This is a genomic window from Thalassomonas sp. M1454 (genome assembly GCF_007097525.1).
In the GTDB taxonomy this organism is placed as follows: Bacteria; Pseudomonadota; Gammaproteobacteria; order Enterobacterales; family Alteromonadaceae; genus Thalassotalea_A.
In genome coordinates this window covers 36684-54113 of record NZ_VKDD01000007.1, presented here as the reverse complement: position 1 = coordinate 54113, position 17430 = coordinate 36684, and the positions used below count along the sequence as shown (strand labels likewise).

Annotated in this window: 18 protein-coding genes; 3 read left to right on the top strand and 15 right to left on the bottom strand. The window is 37.2% G+C overall.

Annotated features, from left to right (window positions below):
- Nucleotides 1–5: 5 nt before the first annotated feature.
- The 5 genes from FNN08_RS14265 to FNN08_RS14245 form a co-directional block, all read right to left on the bottom strand.
- A complete protein-coding gene (locus FNN08_RS14265; protein ID WP_143586966.1) occupies nt 6–425 on the bottom strand; it encodes a GYD domain-containing protein in 420 nt (139 codons plus the stop codon).
- Between the two features lie 32 nt (nt 426–457).
- Nucleotides 458–1741 (bottom strand): dipeptidase, encoded by a 1284-nt coding sequence (locus FNN08_RS14260; RefSeq protein WP_143586964.1) that lies wholly within the window; start codon nt 1739–1741, stop codon nt 458–460.
- A gap of 83 nt (nt 1742–1824) precedes the next feature.
- Nucleotides 1825–3126, bottom strand: a complete 1302-nt coding sequence (locus FNN08_RS14255) for a membrane dipeptidase (protein ID WP_143586962.1) — start codon at nt 3124–3126, stop codon at nt 1825–1827.
- Between the two features lie 16 nt (nt 3127–3142).
- Nucleotides 3143–3982: a hypothetical protein gene (locus FNN08_RS14250; protein WP_143586960.1), complete on the bottom strand. Its 840-nt coding sequence runs from the start codon at nt 3980–3982 to the stop codon at nt 3143–3145.
- An 18-nt stretch (nt 3983–4000) separates the two neighbouring features.
- Nucleotides 4001–5143: a porin gene (locus FNN08_RS14245; RefSeq protein ID WP_143586959.1), complete on the bottom strand. Its 1143-nt coding sequence runs from the start codon at nt 5141–5143 to the stop codon at nt 4001–4003.
- A gap of 251 nt (nt 5144–5394) precedes the next feature.
- Between FNN08_RS14245 and FNN08_RS14240 the strand changes: the two genes are divergently transcribed.
- Together FNN08_RS14240 and FNN08_RS14235 are read left to right on the top strand one after the other, a co-directional pair.
- A complete protein-coding gene (locus FNN08_RS14240; RefSeq protein WP_143586957.1) occupies nt 5395–6291 on the top strand; it encodes a LysR family transcriptional regulator in 897 nt (298 codons plus the stop codon).
- A gap of 248 nt (nt 6292–6539) precedes the next feature.
- Nucleotides 6540–6905 (top strand): DUF3718 domain-containing protein, encoded by a 366-nt coding sequence (locus tag FNN08_RS14235; RefSeq protein WP_143586955.1) that lies wholly within the window; start codon nt 6540–6542, stop codon nt 6903–6905.
- A gap of 89 nt (nt 6906–6994) precedes the next feature.
- Here the strand turns inward: FNN08_RS14235 and FNN08_RS14230 are convergent, their stop codons facing one another.
- The gene (locus FNN08_RS14230; RefSeq protein ID WP_143586953.1) at nt 6995–9949 is read right to left on the bottom strand and encodes an MGH1-like glycoside hydrolase domain-containing protein; all 2955 of its coding nucleotides are present in this window, start codon (nt 9947–9949) and stop codon (nt 6995–6997) included.
- 180 nt (nt 9950–10129) lie between these two features.
- Between FNN08_RS14230 and zur the strand changes: the two genes are divergently transcribed.
- Nucleotides 10130–10561: a zinc uptake transcriptional repressor Zur gene (zur, locus tag FNN08_RS14225; protein ID WP_143586951.1), complete on the top strand. Its 432-nt coding sequence runs from the start codon at nt 10130–10132 to the stop codon at nt 10559–10561.
- A gap of 11 nt (nt 10562–10572) precedes the next feature.
- Here zur and FNN08_RS14220 read toward each other — a convergent pair whose 3' ends face one another.
- The 9 genes from FNN08_RS14220 to hslU form a co-directional block, all read right to left on the bottom strand.
- Nucleotides 10573–10785: a DUF2375 family protein gene (locus tag FNN08_RS14220; RefSeq protein WP_143586949.1), complete on the bottom strand. Its 213-nt coding sequence runs from the start codon at nt 10783–10785 to the stop codon at nt 10573–10575.
- 183 nt (nt 10786–10968) lie between these two features.
- Nucleotides 10969–12402 carry a replicative DNA helicase gene (gene dnaB / locus FNN08_RS14215; protein ID WP_143586947.1) on the bottom strand — a complete coding sequence of 478 codons (1434 nt, stop codon included), beginning with the start codon at nt 12400–12402 and terminating at the stop codon, nt 10969–10971.
- A 231-nt stretch (nt 12403–12633) separates the two neighbouring features.
- On the bottom strand, nt 12634–13587 hold the full coding sequence (locus FNN08_RS14210) for a DUF4097 family beta strand repeat-containing protein (RefSeq protein WP_143586945.1): 954 nt from the start codon (nt 13585–13587) through the stop codon (nt 12634–12636).
- Nucleotides 13588–13596: 9 nt separating this feature from the next.
- Nucleotides 13597–14094 carry a hypothetical protein gene (locus tag FNN08_RS14205; RefSeq protein WP_143586943.1) on the bottom strand — a complete coding sequence of 166 codons (498 nt, stop codon included), beginning with the start codon at nt 14092–14094 and terminating at the stop codon, nt 13597–13599.
- Complete coding sequence (locus FNN08_RS14200; RefSeq protein ID WP_143586941.1) at nt 14087–14653, bottom strand: RNA polymerase sigma factor; 567 nt, start codon at nt 14651–14653, stop codon at nt 14087–14089. Before FNN08_RS14200 ends, FNN08_RS14205 begins: the two co-directional genes overlap by 8 nt.
- 122 nt (nt 14654–14775) lie before the next feature.
- Nucleotides 14776–15138 (bottom strand): YbaN family protein, encoded by a 363-nt coding sequence (locus FNN08_RS14195; protein WP_143586939.1) that lies wholly within the window; start codon nt 15136–15138, stop codon nt 14776–14778.
- 17 nt (nt 15139–15155) lie between these two features.
- Entirely contained in the window at nt 15156–15647 is a 492-nt protein-coding gene (locus FNN08_RS14190) for a DUF1456 family protein (protein ID WP_143586937.1), read from the bottom strand.
- A gap of 15 nt (nt 15648–15662) precedes the next feature.
- Nucleotides 15663–16028, bottom strand: a complete 366-nt coding sequence (locus tag FNN08_RS14185; protein ID WP_143586935.1) for a gamma-butyrobetaine hydroxylase-like domain-containing protein — start codon at nt 16026–16028, stop codon at nt 15663–15665.
- A gap of 44 nt (nt 16029–16072) precedes the next feature.
- Entirely contained in the window at nt 16073–17401 is a 1329-nt protein-coding gene (gene hslU, locus FNN08_RS14180) for an ATP-dependent protease ATPase subunit HslU (RefSeq protein WP_143586933.1), read from the bottom strand.
- Nucleotides 17402–17430: the final 29 nt, after the last annotated feature.

Genomic DNA, 17430 nt, shown 5'->3' with positions numbered 1-17430 from the left:
TAATATTATTTTTTTACTGTAGTATCGTTTGATAGTAATTCTGCTGAACGTTTTAAGGCATCACTCATTTGATCGCTTGGCATTAGCTCTATCACTTGATAAGAGTTGAGTAATCCAGAAGGCATACGCATCAAATAAATAGCTTGAATAAGTTCATTATCATTAGGAATAGTAACTGTAATGTAATTTTTACCATCGCCTAAGCCCCAATAATAGCTAACGATATCGCCACCTAACGCTTTAAAAGCAGCCCCAACAGCTTGCTTTCTATCTGTTGGGTCTTTCACCATCATTTGCCACGCTTTTGCATTGGGTTCACCAATGAACATGAAATGACGTAAGTCAGGTTCGTCCGCCTTTACCTGCGTACTCATTAAACCTGCTGAAACAATAAGGATTGTTAATATATACGTTAAAATTTTCATGCTAGTTATCTCTTCGTTAAGTTACCGACTGCCTATTTCCAGTTCGCCGCATACACACGTAGTAGGTTATCACCTAAGAACATGCGTACTTCTTCTTCTGTCCAGTTGTATCTGTCTTCCAATACGCGTACAACACCCCAAATTTCACTTGGTAAGCCTAGTTGAGAAGGTGATGCATAGCCCATTTCAGGTGGAAATTGGTCAGGATTAGCTAATATCCATTTGTTTAAGTCATTTAGGTTATAAACATAATCTGAGCCTGCACAGGTTGCTTCTACGCCAACTAAATCACGTACGTATTGCACGTGTTTGGCAATATCGGTTGGGCGAGCCATTGCATGCTTATTTAAAAAGCCACCGATAAAGTTAGTACAAATAACGCCACCTGTTGAAGCAATAGCACGCATTGCTTGGTCTGAAACATTACGGTCAATAGGCATTAAAGTACCAACATTTGAATGAGACATAATCACGGGTTTTGCCGATGCAACAGAAGCATCAATACAGGTTTGATTAGATGAGTGGGAGCAATCAACAATCATCCCAAGCTTGTTCATTTCTTGAATCGCTTTGACACCTAATTCAGAAACGCCGTCGTTCGAGCCGTCACCATTAGATACCCCGCCACCGCCATACAGGTTATCTTTGTTATAGGTAAAATTAACTTGTCTAATACCTAACTCGTAATACTTGCGAATATTTTCGATAAAGTTAGATTCATCGCCAAATGCATTCATACTTTGAAAGTTATAATGAATTCCAAGTTTCCCTTCTTTTTTTGCTTTCTCAAAGTCTGATATTGTCGTGATGTGAAGGTATTTATCGCTATGCTTTTTAATATATTCCGTCGTTTTTTGGATGGTGTTATAGGTATACTCGATAGATGAATCTGAGCCATTAGAAATGGTTAATGATAAAGCATCAAAATTAGCTTTTTTAGAAAGACCAGCATAAACATCAAATTGCTCTGGCGTAAACATCGCGGGAAAGCCAGCAGGTGTACCAATAAATAAGCTGTCTAAGTTATAAGCGTCTTTGTAACGAGCCATAACGGCTTTATCGCCTGCTATTTCTTCTGGTGTTCTTGGTACCGATACATCGTAAAGGTACTGTACGTACGCTTCAATTTCTTCAGAACTTGCATCAAGCGCTGGTCGAGCTTTTGCCGCTTTATCAATAAACGGAACAGGCTCTAGCATAGATTGCTGCATTTTTTCTTTATTATACTCAACCTTGGTAACCTTTTGAGTGCTGTCTGCACTACAGGACATAGCCACTAGTGAAAGACTTATTGTTAGAGTTTGTTTCAAATTCATCTTTAATCCTTGTTAAGTAAATTACAAAGTTAACTATTAAATTAACTTTGTTAGTAATTTGTTCAGTTCAACAAAACGTGCTTTTATTCTTGTCTCATGCTCCACACTTGCTCATAGAAACGCACTAAGTTTTCACCTAAAAAACCGGCAACCTCTTCTTGGGTCCAACCGTAAGTCTCCTCAAGTACACGAGCTGCCCCCCAAACCTCTTTCGGTTTACCCATATGCGATGGCGTAGCGTAGCCCATTTCTACAGGAAAGTTTTGCGGGTTATTTAAAATCCAAAGTAATGTATCGGCATAGTTCCATACATAATCAGAACCTGCGCATACGTGTTCTGCGCCGACTAGGTTTTTAATATGTTCAGCATGTTTGGCTATTTGGAACGGTGAAGCATCAGCAACGGGGTTTAAAAAGCCGCCAATAAAATTAATGCAGACAACACCACCTGTAGATGCTACTGCCATAATTGCTTTATCTGATGCGTTTCTGTCTATAGGTTGCAGCATGTCTGAATTTGAGTGTGAAAGCATAATAGGCGCATTACTATATTGCGCAGCTTCTACACATGTTTCGTTGGAAGAGTGTGAGCAGTCTAAAGCAATACCTAAACGGTTGGCCTCTTTAATAGTATGGAAGCCTGCTTCATGAACTCCTTGATCAGTGCCATCAGAATTTGACACTCCACCGTCCGCATAAACAGTATCAATATTGTAGGTAAACATTAATTGGCGCATACCTAAGTCATAAAACATTTCCATATTTTGGCTAATTTCTTTTTTATCGCCTGTTTGACTTAGCGGTAACATGCCTTGGAAATTATGAAAAACACCTAACTTACTTTCCTTTTTTGCCTTATAAAAATCGTCAATTGTTTTTACTTGCAGGTATCTATTAGGTTGCTCTGCCCAATGCTTATTTGCTTTTTCCATTCGAGCCTTTACAACATCTGCTGTATCAGGCCCAGCATTGGTGACAGTAGCAGAGACTACGTTAAACTTATTGTCCAAAGACTCTTGCATACTTTGGTCGTAAAGATCTGCGGTAAACCCTGCAGGGAAGTCAGGTGCCCCTACCCAAAGGCTATCGACAATCATTACGTCTTTATAGCGGCCTTTAATTTCATCATCTTCTTTTAGTTGTGCAGGTGTACGAGGTTCTGCAACATCAAGTAAATATTGGATGTATTTTTCAAATTTAGCAGGTTCTGTAGGTCGTTCGGCCAGATTAAATGGCTTTGATGGGGTCATTGCCGTAGGCGCACTTTCAGGCCTTGGTTGAATTTTTACACTTGTATCAGCGCTTGTTGAAGTACAAGCTATCAATGAAGCTAAAACGCTTAAAGATAATATTTTTCGAGTAAAACGAGAACTATTAATCTCCATAAAACCTCCTATTTAATTAAAACCAATTTGCTAAAGTATTTTGCACTACCGGGGTAATGGTGAATGTGATTTGGTATTCAGGGCCAATCGGTTCAGGGGTCACAACAAAATAATCAAATTCCAAACTAAACTTCCATGGTCGGTCACCTAAAACGGTTGTTTTACCTATGCTGAAATTCAGTGGTACGGTCCATTCTTCACCACTTTCTGCTTCCCAGTTATATTTGATTTTTGGACCGGTACCATAATTCCAACCACCACCAGGTAACTTAATATAGCCAAGTTGGATCGTAGTAAGATTCACTTTACCCGAATTACCTAGATCACCTTCATCAACACTAACCAAGTGTTGAGGAAAAAATAATTTAATATTATCAGCGGCTATTTTACCTAAAATATAAGATGCACCTATTGACGTCACTTCACCTTGGCCTAAGTCACTAGAGCCTGTAGGCAAAGAAAATAACGCACCAAAACCTTCAATAGTTGCAATACTATCTTCGACAACGGTAGGTAGTGCATAAAACACATCAGAAGAGATATCTTTCATACCTGATTCACCAAAACCGTTATCTTCAACGGCTGTAATAGCAGGTCGAACAATTATTTTTGAACCGTCATCTCTTGGAAAGGGTAAGACAGGTTGAAACAATAAACTTGTTTCTTCAAAGTCTTCACCATTTTCATTTTTGAAAGCAATATATTGAGGTTTAATATTTAAACTGGCGAACGCCGTATTTGGGTTTGCTAATTCTTTCGCAGCTTCATCAGCATCATTGGCAATGGCTAAATTAGTAAAAAAAGCCCCTGATAGTATAAAAGTATATTTGAGTAGCTTATTAGTATTAATTTTCATGAGCTGTGTCTCTGTTAATTAGAATAAAAAGAATGTTGCGCCAATAACAAACTCGGTTTCGTCAAATTCATTACCTAACGAATAGGTAGTATCGTGAATAGCTACTTCGGCAAATAATTTGGCATGTAAGTTTTGTAATAAATAATCAGCGCCGATGATATTCACATGAAACTCATACTCACCTAGATAAGATGAATCATCCTCTTCTACTCGGTTAAATCCCACATAAGGCGCAAAGCCACTGTCAAATTGATAGCGCAGTACAAATTCAGACCCGAGTGCATCGAAATACCTACCAGTATTATCAATCTCATGATTTTCAGATTGTGCCGCCATTGCCGATGCATAAAACCCTACAGTGCCAAAGGTTCCGTAGGTAAGTGAAACAGCAGAAATAACATCATCTTCACTACCTCCACCAACAATAGGGGCAAGCTCGATTTCATTATTATTGTGTCCAAAACCTAATGTAAAATTTTGCCAGGCATACATTGCTGAAAATCCATAGCCATTACCAACTGTGGCAATAGTTTCACCATTTAATAGGCCAAAACCTGGACTGTTTGGATCTAGCTCTAATACAACAGGCTCATCTTTAGCTTGAACTTGCGCTGCTAGTTTTAAGTTACCGTAGGTTTTTCTCCAAACGATTGATTGTTCTGCTCTACCTGTGCCTGAAATTCCACCATCACTGTTAAGATTAAATGCACCACTACCTAAGTTAACCCAATAATTAAATACATCGGTACCAGCTGTAGCATCGAAATAAGCCGCCCATTGCTTGCCTATTCCTATAGTGCCGTAGTCATCATGGCTAAAAGATATGTAGCCAAGGCGGGCAAACATCACATCATCACTTGAACCTTGTGGCGCTTGATTAGAACCATTTAAAGTAAAGTTTTTATTGTTCTCAAAGTTAAGGCCCCACTCTAAAGTTAAGCCAACAGTCCAATCATTTTCTATCGCTCTTGTATAATCTATGCCCCATCTTGATCCAGCATCGCTGATTTCATCACTAGTATCCGAGTTGATATACAGCCCTGAAAAAAAACCTCTTAATGCAACAGAGTTTTGATCATCTTTATATATCTCTAGTGCGTAGGCATTAGACATAAAGAAGATAGCCATAAGTAATAGTATTTTTATTATTAAATTCTGCATAATCCCTGTAAGTCTCTAGCTTGATATTTTTTAGTGTTAATTATTATTTTTAGGTTTAGTTCAACAAAATCATTCGTTACATCATAAATAGGTAGCTTGATGTTTAAGTGAACAACTAAAAGATAGTTTAAGTCTTCAATATTTACTTGCTAGTTAATGATTTTTATAAAAATATTAAAAAATTAGCACTACTATTAATTAAGGTAGTTTATACTTCCTATTAACGAAAATGATAAATACTAATAAACGTTATGAATAAAACTAATATAGCTAATGTCGATTTTAATCTGCTTAAAACTTTCCAAGTATTATTTGAAGAGCGCCATGTTGGCCGAAGCGCTAAAAGGATGAATGTTAGTCAATCAGCAATGAGTCATTCACTATCTCGCTTAAGAGATACTTTTAATGAACGCTTATTTGAGCGTAATGCCTCTGGCATATATCCAACGCATAAAGCAGAAGAGCTTGCTAAAGAAATAGATTGCATTATTGAAAAAATTAACAAACTTTTTGATGAAGATACCTTAGACCTAGATAATTTAGATGCAACGATAACGATCATGACTCATGATTTTATAGCGATGAATTTGTTAACCGATATTTTGAAAAAAATTAAACTCGCTGCACCAAAAGTAAAGTTATCGATTATTGGGTATGAACCTAGCTGGCCTGACTTAATGGATAATGGGCAAATTGATCTGGTAATTGGCTCTGGATTGAACACCAATAGGTGTTTTGAAAGCCACCTGTTTTACGAAGACAGTTTAGTGTGCTTACTTGATAAGGAACACCCTGCTTTACAAAACTGGACTATTGCAGAGATTTATCAACATGAACATATTAAACTTTCTTTGCTCGATGCCAAAGTTGATCCTATTGATGTTTATGCTAGAAATAATGATTTTTCAAGAAAAATAGGTATGTATACCAAGTCGTTAGAATTGCAAGCTAGCCTAGTTGTTAACACAAATTTAATTGCCTTTTTGCCTAAAACACTTGCCCAACACGCAGTAAACAAAAGCTCTTTAACTATGAAAGAATGCCCTTTCCCTCTACCAAAGTTGCCGATAAAGTGTATTTGGCACCAAAAACACAATAACAATTTAAAGCATAGTTGGTTGAGAAGCTTTTTTAGAGCTATGCCGTGAGTATCTATTACATATAATGTCTTTATTCACTATTTATTGAATAAAAAATCACAATACAAATTGCAAACCAACACTTTTTGAGTCAATAACATAAAGTGATCTAAAAACAATATCGAACGTAAAATAATAAATAAGATGAAACAAAAGGTAGTTTTTAAGGTCTTATTTAATGCAGTAATGCCTATTCATTTTATGTAATAACAATAAAAAAAATATAAACATCTCATTAAAATATTTCTGGAGGTTTTATGTTTCGTATATTGATTTTAATCATTACAAGTACCCTTGCCTTTGGTAGCTACGCCAATATTGAATTTGTAGGTGAAGATAAAAGCAACGCAACTAAAGTATGTGTATCTTCTGTTACCGACAAGCATTTAAGGTTTAGAGGTAAAATTAAATATTACGGTTTTACCTACCAACAAGCGGCTAATTTTATTTTTTGTAATAATATGCCTATTGCAGAGTTTGCCCAGTATTACCAAGCGGAACGCAACAGCTCATTTTTAAATAGACACAGTAAATCACCAACATCTATCACTGAGTTTGCATTGCAACCGACAATAGATTCAAAGGTATTCGTCAGTGCAGAGTTAAACCATACAGCTAACTAACTTGATAAGCTAAATGAGCAAATAATTGCTCATTTAGTTTTTTGAAAATAAAGATACTTGTAAGATTATCTGACACTAAATCATCAAAATTAATTACCAACAATTGGCATTATTCGCACGCCATAGATATCAAACTTGTTTATGGCGCCATCTAAGCCACCGGCTTGAGAGTATGTCTTATTGTTTTCTAAATAACTCATATTATAAAAGTCTGAAACCTCTAGAGTGTATTTGCCTTTTTCAAGCTGAGCATAAACTGGCGTTGACATTAAAGATTCTGAATCAGCCTTTAAATGTGGAAGTTGGATCACCCCTTGGCTTACTACTTTATTTTCAGAATTCAAAACCTTCAACCATTTAACGCCAGCAGTTATGCCGGTGTTGGTTTTGTTGTATATGTTTTTATAATCAACTTGAACAGCGTATGAGCCTTTTTGTTGTACGCTAATATTGGTAACTTTAAATGTATCGGCTGCTGCGCCAAAGTCGAGTAATACATCTCTATTGTTAACTCTAATGACGTCTAAGTTAGTATTAACTTGCTTACTATTTACCGAAATATATTGGCCTGGATTAACACACTTAACATTGCTGTGCTGCGACTCAAAGCCACTATCGTTAAACACGGCTACTGCGCTATAACAAGCTTGCAAACCATCAACCTCTTTATCTAGCCATTGTTTACTAGACAAGTTAGTAACTGCCAACTTACCATTTTTAAATATTCGATAAAATACGTCACTGTTATCGCTATCTTGCACAATTAGCTTGGTACCAGAATCTGTTTGCTTAAAGTCGATTTTTGGCTCTAATGGTGCAAAAACTTTATTATCAATAAGTACGGGTTGGCCGCTTACTTCAGTAATGTGTCTATTGGTTGCAACAACTTTATTTAGCTCGACAATGATGTTGTTTGACTGCTCTGTTAACTGTTCAATAGTAATACTTTTATCATTAAGCGTTTTACCATTTATGGTGATTGAGGTTACCGCAAAAACACCTTGCTGCTGATGTTTATCCGCTAAGCGCAAAGTTACATTTAAGCTTTTATTTAGCCAAGTAAAGTTATGCAAACTAATATCATTTTCATTTTTAAAGTAGCTACTTTTAAGCTCTGTGGTGATGTACGGCTGTATATTCAATTTATTGTTGTTTATTTGCAGACCAAATACGCCTTCAACAACCATATTTAAATAACCCGCAACAGACCATAACTGATGTTTAGAATTAATCACTGGCCCAGATAAATTTAAGTCTTGTTTTTGTAACCACACCGGCTGACCAGAAAGCCACTCAAAGTTTTCCATATTAGATAGGTTTAAGGCCGCACCGCGAATTAAAGAGTTGTAGGCATTATTGGCAACACTGGCATTATTTCCTGCAATTGCAGCTTTTAAACCATATGCAGTTACAAACGGCCAAATAGCTCTATTATGATAAATTCGAATATTAGGTTGCTGCGGGAAAATAACCGGAGGCCCCATTGGACCTTGCGGGTAACTAGCCAGAATTTTTTTTGTTTTATTGGCGTTTGCCACACCTGAAATAATCGCTAATGATTGACCCAGCCAATCAAATCTTGGCATAGGAGTGTTATCAAAATGGCCAGCGGTTAAGCTGCTATACATACCGTATTCTTCTAACCAGAGGTGCTTATTAATCGCACGCTTTAATTCATTTGCCCAAGCTAAATATTTCTTAGCTTGTTGGTTTTTTCCTAATTCTTTAGCAAGTTTTGCTGTTAATGATATTGCTTGATAGTGGCCAACATTAGTTGATATAGATTTTGATGTTGCCATAAAGGTTAAATCTTCTTTTATCCAATCAGCATAAGTCTGCTCTCGCCAATCTAAAAAACTTTGCTCGCCATTATATAAACCTAGTTGCTGATCAAATACCGCTAAGCGATCGTTTTCAATGGTATTTACTAAAGCTTTGTAGGCTGCACTGGCAAATTGGGTGCGCTTATCCTTGGTTAAACTATTTAACACAGATTCAGCACCAAATGCCCAAGTAACACGATCTGTACTTATTGGCCAACTGCCACCGCTACCTGTGTCTTGAATTATCTGCACACCATCATTTGAGCCTGCAACATTTTCAGCTTTTGTTATCCCTTGTCTAAAACCGGATAGTTTAAATTCAAGCGAGTTCTGCACTCTTGCAGGATCTAATAAACCCAAAGATAAGTGAGCCGCATAGGATAAATCTCGAGTCCAAACATAATCCCATTTTTCACCCGTTTTAAAACAATCACATGAAATAGACTCGCCAAAATTATAGGCGCCATCGTTAATATTTTCGACAGAATTGAGCTTCATTTCATCTATGGCTAAGGCAAATAAAGCATCAAAGGCTGTATTGTTGGTTCGTGTATAAGGAAAGTTTTTATCTTCAGTAAACTGATTAATTTGTGGAACAGGGTCGCGTAGGCTTTGACTGGTAGAGTGTACATAGCGCTTAAGGTTATTGCTTAACAGCTGCTCGCTAAATGTAGCAAGTTCTTTGCCGTTAGTTACGGTATCAAATTCAAGTTGCATGACATCTTCATTAAGATGTTTGATGTCTGACATTATTTGTAAATCTTGCAAACGCTTAATCGACACCCTAGGCTTATTTGGCTCGCTTATATCTAATGTGAACGTATAGACACCTGCCTTCTCAGCTAATATTAGATCGGCATTTTCGGTTTGGTTAATTGCCAATAGATAAGATTTTGAATCGTCGTTGGCAATATCAACAATTGCTTCGTTGCAATTAGCAATCATTATTTGTGTTAACCAATCTTCTGTGGCTATTTTATATTCGTGACTGCCTAGACCTATTTCTAATTGCACTTGGTAACTATTAGCGTCAACTTTTATAAATGGTTTACTTGTTCCCCAATTATTAAAGCCTCCTCGTAAATAAAATTGCTGGCTTAACTCCTCTTTTTGATGGGTATCTACCTTAAGATTAGGTTCTTGCTTATGACAAGAAGAAAGAACACATAGAGATAGGCTAATTAAAATAACGGGAAGAAGAGCTAGGTTTTTAACATTCATAAAAAGAGACTAATTTATTTTATTTAATTGCATCAATTATAGAATTTTATCGTATGAATAGAAGTTACAGCATACGTATTCATAACCAATATTTTGCTTATGTGTTTAATAAATTAAGCTATTTTTACTGATAAATTACTGTGATACACTTTAAACAAATGAACTTTAATTGATACGCCAATGGATCCTAAACAATTATTACAATTAGCTCATAAAGCTTGTAAAGAGCGCGGTGCAAGGTTAACGGCAGTGCGAGAGCAAGTATTTGTTTTAATGGCAGAAAATGAAGGTGCTATTGGTGCGTATGATTTGTTAGATAAGTTGCAAAAAGTTGACCCGTCAGCAAAACCTGCAACCGTTTATCGGGCTTTAGATTTTTTAGCTAAGCAAGGTTTTGTGCATAAAATAGAGTCGATAAATTCATTCTTATTATGTGACCATTTTAGTGATTGCCATCACCCAGTACAGTTGCTTATTTGTGATAACTGTGGCCATGTAGAAGAGATCCAGTCGAATAATTTAGATTTAGCATTAAGAGCAATGGCTGACGCGAGTGGTTTTACCATCAATCATCAAGTGGTTGAAGCGCATGGCAAGTGTCAAAACTGCTAGAAGCAGTTTTTCTAACTGAAAATAGATCTATCACCTAAAGAATTGCGAACATGGCATTGGCCATCTAATACCGCAATAATAATTTTATCATCCCGATAAGATTTTGGAAAAATCACTCGTTTATCGGCTTCTATATCTAAATTAGTTAATACATCTGTACAAATAGATGTCATGTCATTTTGATCGTAATATAACACGGTTACTGCATTGCTATTCTTATCCATAGTCCTAACCTTTTGATTACTATTTAAAAATAATTAAATAGTGAAAATCCATATACATTCCCTTTGAAATCTTGACCAGGGACCATGTACAACTATAGCTAGAGAAATAAAAATAGTCTATTTTATGAACAATGCGGCAATTACCGCATTGCTAAAGTTTTTAGAAAGCAGCAAGGTTTTAACCTAATCTTCATCCATAATACCGCCAGGACCGGCGAAGTTATCAAATCGAGAGAATTGACCTTGGAAGGTTAAACGTACGCGACCAATTGGGCCGTTACGTTGTTTACCTAAAATAATTTCAGCAGTGCCTTTATCAGGTGAATCATCGTTGTAAACTTCATCACGATAAATAAACATAATTAAATCGGCATCTTGCTCGATTGAACCTGATTCACGTAAATCAGAGTTTACCGGGCGTTTATCAGCACGTTGCTCCAAACTACGGTTAAGCTGTGATAGTGCAACAACTGGGATCTGCAACTCTTTTGCTAATGCTTTTAATGAGCGTGATATTTCTGCAATCTCTAAGGTACGGTTGTCACTAAATTGTGGCACACGCATAAGCTGCAGGTAATCGATCATGATCATTGATAAGCCACCATTATCACGGTGGATACGGCGCGCTCGAGAACGAACCTCGGTAGGTGTAAGGCCTGCTGCATCATCGACGAACATTTTTCCTTTTTCCATAAGCAAGCCCATGGTTGAAGAGAGTCTTGCCCAATCCTCATCGCCTAACTGACCAGTACGAATTTTGGTTTGGTCAATACGACCAAGTGAGGCAAGCATACGCATCATGATTTGTTCTGAAGGCATCTCTAAGGAGAATATAAGTGCTGGCTTATCTTGCATCATCGCCGCATTTTCAGCTAAGTTCATCGCAAATGTGGTTTTACCCATAGATGGACGTGCGGCAACAATAATCAAATCTGACGGCTGTAAACCAGCAGTCATTTTATCTAAATCTTGGAAACCTGTAGAAACACCAGTAACACCATCATGAGGTTGGCCATAAAGCTTTTCGATTCTATCGACTGTTTTTTCTAAAACAGAGTGAATATTCTCTGGACCTTCTGATTTATTCGCTCGCTGCTCGGCAATTTGGAATACTTTAGTCTCGGCAAAGTCTAGTAATTCTGAACTTGGACGACCTTGTGGATCGTAACCCGCATCGGCTATTTCATTAGCTACTTTAATTAGCTCTCGGGTTACTGCTCGTTCACGAACAATATCTGAGTAAGCAAATATGTTTGCCGCAGAAGGGGTATTACGCATCATTTCAGCTAAATAAACAAAGCCACCAACATCATCAATGGTTTGCTGATTTTCAAGCGCCTCAGATAAGGTAATTAAGTCAACCGGATTACCTTTTTCAATCAAGTCACCGATACATTCAAAGATAATACGGTGCGAGCGAGAATAAAAATCAGTGGCAACCACACGCTCAGCAACACTATCCCAAGCGTTGTTGTCTAATAATAAGCCCCCTAATACAGACTGCTCGGCCTCTAACGAATGCGGAGCAATTTTTAAGCCTTCAACTTGCTTATCGCCGTACTTATTGTCTTTAAACTTATTATCTTTAAACTGTTTTTGGGCTGGTTTCTGCGCCATTATGTTGCTAATCCTGATTAAAGTCGCAAGTATTACCCACTCTACGACTGTATTTGTCTTTATGCTTTAACAAGCGAAGTATTATCGCTAATTTAACTGTCTAATTTAAGCTATATTAACTCTTATTTGAAGATAAAGATAAAGATAAATTCATCGCTCGATAACTTATAGGCATAAAAAAGGCCTTATGCTTAACAATAAACATAAGGCCGGATAATTTGCTCGACTTAGTTAATAATACAAGCCAACTCTACCGCTTACTGTAGAGGCTTTGATTGAAGCGCTGCCATCACCAACGGTTGTATCTAGATGCGAGCTTGGGCCATGCTTAGCTTTTTTAACTTTATCATTATTGAGTTTGTTAAAAATTTTACCGCCAGCTTGTGAATGAACTCTTACGCTAGCATTTACCTCTTTTTGTAAGAAAACATCTATATCACCGCTGACACTCGACATTTTCAACAGCCCTTGGTCACTTAATTCTAAATTGGCATCAATATCGCCACTTATCGAGGTAAGCTCTGCATCAATTACTTGAGCTAGAGTTATATCCATGTTGCCAGAAATCACACTCGCATAGACTTCATTTGCAGTACTGTTAGCTTCTATGTCACCACTAACGGCTTGATAGTTAATACGCCCTTGCGATGCACTATCTTTTATATCTCCGCTTACCGTATTTAGGGTAATACGACCTGCTAATCTCTGCGACTTAATATCGCCACTAACTGTATCTAACTCAATACGCGAGCTTAAATCTTTCGCGTCAATATCACCACTTACGGTTCTAACATTAATCTCATTATTGACGTTTTCAATGCTGGCATCACTAGAAACACCTTTAAAGTTTAATCGTGCTGATTGCGGAACGTGTATTTTTAAGTCGGTTTCCTGACCGTCATTATCCCAAAAGCTATGATTCATATTCTGTGGCATTTGTACCTGAATAATTACGCTGTTACCTTCTTTTTTAAAAACAAAGTCTGTTGCTTTATAGTCAAGTACTCCTGACACTTTAACCGCAAGAGAGTCGGTGCCAATTATTGCCACCTTACCTCTAAGGTTTTCAATCTTAACTCTTACATTTTCTTTAACTTCTAAGCTCTCATTCACTTGCTTTGCCTGCAAAGAAAATGAACAAGCAAGAATAAAAACCGACAATGTAATTTGTTTTAATACATTCATACTATTCTCTTAAATTGTTTGCCATTTAGGACTATATAATTGCTCAAGTAAACTAAGCTCTTGGTTTTGTGTCCACTGTAATAAATTCAACAAGTCAGGATTTTCAGGATCATCCTCTAACGCTTTTAATAATGACTCTCTTGCTGATTGTAATTCGGTAAATTGTTTCTGAATTTTTGCCGGTAATTTACTTATATCGGGCTTACCAAAACTCACCAACATAGTATTTTTTTCTTCTACATATTGCTGTTGAATCACTTCAACGGCAGTCAGTTGTAGTGGTTGCTCTTGCATAGGTTTATTCACCATCCAAGTTAGTAGCACCGCAGCCATTACTGATGCAGCCCAAGCGTATGGAGCAAATGCAGCCTTTTTAGGGGAGCTCTCTTGCTGTTGATGCTCTATCGCTAACTCAATACCCGGCCATAAATCTCTACTTGGCTTGATATCTTGTTGCAAACCATCGATTTGCTGCTGTAGTTGTTGATCTGTTACTGGCTTATTCATGTTCCAACCACTCTTTTAATAAATTTCTTGCTCGATGAAATTGTGATTTACTTGAGCCCACGGCCATATTCATCATTGTTGCTATTTCTTCATGTCGATAGCCTTCTACGGCGAATAATACAAATACTAAGCGGGCCTTCTCTGGCAAGCGCATAATATGCTTATCCATATCTGACAAGTCTTCAATTTCATTTCCTACTGGCTCAGCTAATGGCTGATCTTCAATACTAAATACTTTTTGCACCCAGCTCTTTTGTTTACGAATATGGCTAAGTACCGTATTGGTGGCGACGGAATGTAACCAAGTAGAAAATTTACTTTCACCGCGAAACTTATCTAATTTCAACCACACTTGCACAAAGACTTCTTGGCTCACATCTTCCGCCTGCTCTTTATTTGAAAGCATGCGCAGACACAGTGCAAAAACTCTACCTATATGTAATGTATACAAATGATTAAATGCTAAGCGGTCACCTTGTTTGGCATTGGCTATCCACTCTTGTTCTTGCTTTTGCGCAAAAACGTCTTCAGCATTAATCACGGTGCTTTGTCCGGACAAAATTTTAAATCCTTTCAGACTTTTGTTTTAGTTATGATTGTTAGATGCAGTATGAATGAAAAAGGTTTAAAAATAAAAAAATTATATTTTTTTATAATTAAAACATAGGGATAAAATAAGGTTTAGGGACAGGTGGGAATATGGATAACAACAAATAAACCAATAAAGAGTAATACCGAGGTACCCATCAGGGCGTAGGTATTATGCTGTAATGTGTAAAGTGATATTGAACCAAAGAAGACAATGGATGAAATGGCAAGGATTTTCGCTTTCGCCGGTATACAGCGGTTTAATTGCCAATTTTCAATAATAGGGCCAAACAGTTTATTGTTTAATAACCATTGATGGCAACGTTTCGATGATTTGGCAAAACAAGTCGCGGCAAGTAACAAAAACGGAGTCGTTGGTAATACAGGTAAGAATGCACCTAATGCTGCTAATGCAACAAAGCTAAACCCTAATAGTATTAACAACACTCGTTTCATATTTTTATAACTATATTTTAGTTACTGTGATCAGCTGCTGGCCAAGGTGAGTTATCGCGGTACTTAATTTGCACCCCTTGTAAAAAGTTTCGCAAGAATTGATCTTTACATATACGGTAATGTTTATGGCCTGGCTTTCTAAAAAACGCACTTAGTTCTGATTTACCAATACGCATTTCAGCTAAGCCTAACACTTCAATAATATCAACATCGGTCATATTAAGCGCAATTTTTAATTTACGTAAAATAATATTATTGTTTAGTTTTTTCTCAGCTACTGGCTGCGGCCCTTCTTTTTTGCCACGGCGTTCATTGATTAAACCATTTAAAAAAGTCGCGAATTGCTGATCAGTAATATTGATGTATTTAGGATCATCATCTTTACGTAACCAGTGGTGGTACTTTTCTATATCTACGGTTAATTCTGCAGATGCAAAAATCTGCAACATTTGCGCATCTGAATAATTAAATGTGTAACGAATACGACGTAAAATTTGGTTATTAGTCATTAGTGTAAGGGTCCATTAAACCTGTTTAATATCTATCATGGCTTCGCGACTATGCCCAGTAAGTTTAAGCGCATCGAGGTATTGTTGCCATAATCGATTTTTATTGTGAGCATACTCATTAAGCAATAAAGCAGAATAAATAGCACTGTGCTGATCATCAAAAATAAATCGATAACCGTGTTTAGCCACCGGCTCTATTGCTAAAAGTTGTACTTGTTTTTTATGACTCACCGGTGGTTTAGGTTTACCCTTAACACTGGTTTGTTCTAAGGGAGAATAAACACGCAAAAACTCAAAGCTTAATGTTTGTTGAAAATTATCGGCAAACGTTAAGGTAAGTTCACCTTGCGCTTGGTCGATATTAAGCTGTTGTAATTGCATGCTATCTCCTTGTTTTAACTATTATAGCTGTCGAATAGGTTTAGTTACAGGATAAAGCGACTTAAGTCTTCATCTTGTACAAGTGCCGTTAATTTGCCTTCAACAAACGCTTTATCGATAACAATAGTTTGTCCCGATTGTGCATCAGCATTAAACGATAACTCTTCGATTAAACGCTCCATTACCGTATGTAAACGACGAGCACCAATATTTTCAGTACCTTCATTCACTTGCCATGCAGCATTAGCGATAGCTTGAATACCGTCATCACTAAATTCAACTTTTACGCCTTCAGTCGCTAATAGTGCGATGTATTGCTCAGTTAATGAAGCGTTTGGCTCGGTAAGGATGCGAACAAAATCTTCAGTGGTAAGTGCACGTAACTCAACACGAATTGGTAAACGACCTTGTAATTCAGGAATTAAATCTGAAGGTCTTGCCATTTGGAAAGCACCTGATGCGATAAACAAGATGTGATCGGTTTTAACCATACCGTGTTTAGTACTTACGGTTGAGCCTTCAATTAAAGGCAGTAAGTCACGTTGTACACCTTCACGAGATACGTCTGGACCTGAGCTGTCACCACGTTTACAAATTTTGTCGATTTCATCGATAAAAACAATACCGTTTTGCTCAACAGACTCAATCGCTTTTTCTTTAAGCTCTTCTGGATTAACCATTTTAGCGGCTTCATCTTCTTGCAGGGCTTTAAACGCATCTTTGATTTTAAGTTTACGTTTTTTAGTTTTCTCCTGAGACATATTTTGGAACATGCTTTGCAGTTGCGAAGTCATATCTTCCATACCAGGAGGCGCCATAATTTCCATACCAACTTGTGGCTGGGCAACGTCTATTTCAATTTCTTTATCATCAAGCTTACCTTCACGTAATTTCTTACGGAAAATTTGACGAGTTGAACTGTTATCAGTAGTTTCGCTATCACCCATAGTATTTACCGGGTTAGGAATAAGTACGTCTAAAATACGCTCTTCTGCAGCTTCTTCAGCTAAGTGCTGAACGCGAGTCATCTCTTGCTCTTTAGTTAGCTTGATAGCCATATCAGCAAGATCGCGAATGATGGTTTCTACTTCTTTACCAACGTAACCTACTTCGGTAAATTTAGTTGCTTCAACTTTAATAAAAGGTGCGTTAGCAAGCTTAGCTAAACGACGAGCAATTTCTGTTTTACCAACACCTGTTGGGCCAATCATTAAAATATTCTTTGGCGTTACTTCAGGGCGCAATTCATCACTAAGTTGCATACGACGCCAGCGGTTTCTTAAAGCAATAGCTACGGCTTTTTTAGCATCGTTTTGACCAATAATATGGCAATCTAATTCGTGAACAATTTCACGAGGAGTCATGTTAGACATGTGATATTTCCTCTAACTAAATACCATAA